The sequence below is a fragment of the Streptomyces sp. SPB074 genome (genome assembly GCF_000154905.1).
Taxonomy (GTDB): domain Bacteria; phylum Actinomycetota; class Actinomycetes; order Streptomycetales; family Streptomycetaceae; genus Streptomyces.
The window spans coordinates 3977918-3979761 of sequence record NZ_GG770539.1 but is presented as its reverse complement, the minus strand read 5'-3'; the positions used below and the strand labels follow the sequence as shown (position 1 = coordinate 3979761).

General features: G+C 76.0%; 2 protein-coding genes. One reads left to right on the top strand and one right to left on the bottom strand.

Annotation, left to right across the window (positions count from 1 at the left end):
* Nucleotides 1–338: 338 nt before the first annotated feature.
* On the bottom strand, nucleotides 339–905 hold the full coding sequence (locus SSBG_RS16570; RefSeq protein WP_008747248.1) for a 2'-5' RNA ligase family protein: 567 nt from the start codon (nucleotides 903–905) through the stop codon (nucleotides 339–341).
* Between the two features lie 318 nt (nucleotides 906–1223).
* On the opposite strand from SSBG_RS16570, the gene SSBG_RS16565 reads away from it, so the two are divergent.
* The gene (locus SSBG_RS16565; protein WP_037869958.1) at nucleotides 1224–1760 is read left to right on the top strand and encodes a GNAT family N-acetyltransferase; all 537 of its coding nucleotides are present in this window, start codon (nucleotides 1224–1226) and stop codon (nucleotides 1758–1760) included.
* Nucleotides 1761–1844 lie beyond the last annotated feature (84 nt).

Below are 1844 nucleotides of genomic sequence, written 5' to 3'. Positions count from 1 at the left end.
GACCCTTCACGTTCAAGGACAGCCGCGCCGCCCTGTCGCGGGCGCTCACCAGACGCGGGTGCTGTCCTGTCGTGGGCGCGCCCCGGCACGAGCGCCGCTCCCACGACGACGACGGCGCTCGACCCGCAATCAGCGATCCTCACCGCGTCGTGCGAGCACCCCCGCCGCGTGACGTCACGGGCGCCGCCGAGGGACCCGCATCCGCGCCGACGCGCGGCCGGGCGTCGGTCGTACGGGGGCTACTGGCCCACGGCCGCCGCCACCGCCACGACGACGAACATCATTACGAGCACACCGGCCATGATCCGGTTCCGGGTCTTCGGGTCCACGCTTCGAGCCTAGCCGTCCCGCCCGACGGGCCCCGTCAAGGGGTACGTCGCCTCGCTCACGTACTGGTTCGCGGCGCCGTGCCCGCCCGGCACGCTCCGCAGCAGCCCGACCCGGTCGGCGGTCCAGGCGCGACCGGCGAACGGGGCGAGCAGTTCCTCGCACGAGCGGAGAAGTGGTGCGTACGCGCCCGGGGACAGCCTCCGTGAGCTGCGCGCCAGCGACACGTGCGGACGGTAGGCGTGCTCCGCCGCCCCGCCCAGCGCCCGCGCGGCACCGGCGAGCGCGCGCAGGGCGGCGACATCGCCCCGTACGCCCGTCCACAGCGTGCCGCCGCGGAAGTGGCCCGCGCCCGTGAGCGACAGGCGCGGTGGCGCGTGGGCGGCCGCCAGATCCGCCAACCCCCTTTCCGGCGGCTCGCGTTCGGTGTCCCCGTAGAACGCGAGCGTCACGTGCCGGCCCTCGGCACGGGTCCAGCGCAGTTCCTCGGCGCCGGGCAGGCGGCGCACGGGGCGGACGGCGGCGTCGAGTTCGTCCAGCGCCTCGGGCGGAGGCAGGAGCGCGGCGAAGAGTCTCATGGTGCCGGGAACGATTCCACAGACCCCGGCACGATTCCCGCCCGCCTGTGGATAACCGGGCAGGCAAACCGATGGTCGGACAAGCGGCCGGGGGCTGGGGACGAGCGGCGGGCGCGGCGCCGGAGCGGGGCCGGAAGGGCGCCGGGAAAGCGGCCGGCAGGCCCGGAAGAACGCCGGCGAGGCGGCCGGGGAGGCGGCCGACGGGACCCGTCGGCGTGCCCCGGGAGCGTCTCGCGCCTCAGCCCCGGAGACGTCTCGTGCTTCACAGTCCTGGCGCATCGCCCGCGTCCGGCGCCCCGCTCCCCTAACCTCGCGGGCATGGACACCTCCCGAGCGCTGACGCTCAGACCCGGCAAGGCAAGCGACGTCCCTTCCGTCCTCGCCCTCCTGGACGAGGCGGTGGACTGGCTCACCGCGCAGGGACGGCCCGGGCAGTGGGGGACCCGGCACCTCAGCGCCAGCCCGCGCACCGTCGAGAGGGTCGAGGGGTACTTCGCGAAGGGCGAGCCCTGGGTCGCCGAGCTGGACGGGCGCGTCGTCGGCTCCATGACGCTGACGGACGGCCCCGGCCCGTGCCTGCGCCCCGCGCCCGAGCCCGAGCGCTACCTGCACTTCCTCGTGAGCGACCGGAACCTCGCCGGGCACGGCATCGGCGCCGCGCTCGTCGCGCACGCCGTCGCCGAGGCGCGCCGCGCGGGCGTCGGACTGCTCCGCGTCGACTGCTACGCGGGCGACGACGGACGGCTCGTGGACTACTACGTGTCCTGCGGATTCCGCCGTACGGAGCGCTTCGACCACGACGGCTGGCCGGGCCAGATCCTCGCGATCCGCCTCGACGGGGCGTGGAGCGCGTAGCCCCGCCCAGGCCGTAGGGCTAGCGCGCCCGCGGCGACGGGCGCAAAGGCGCCGCGGCCACCGGGCCCGTACCCGCGAGGCCCG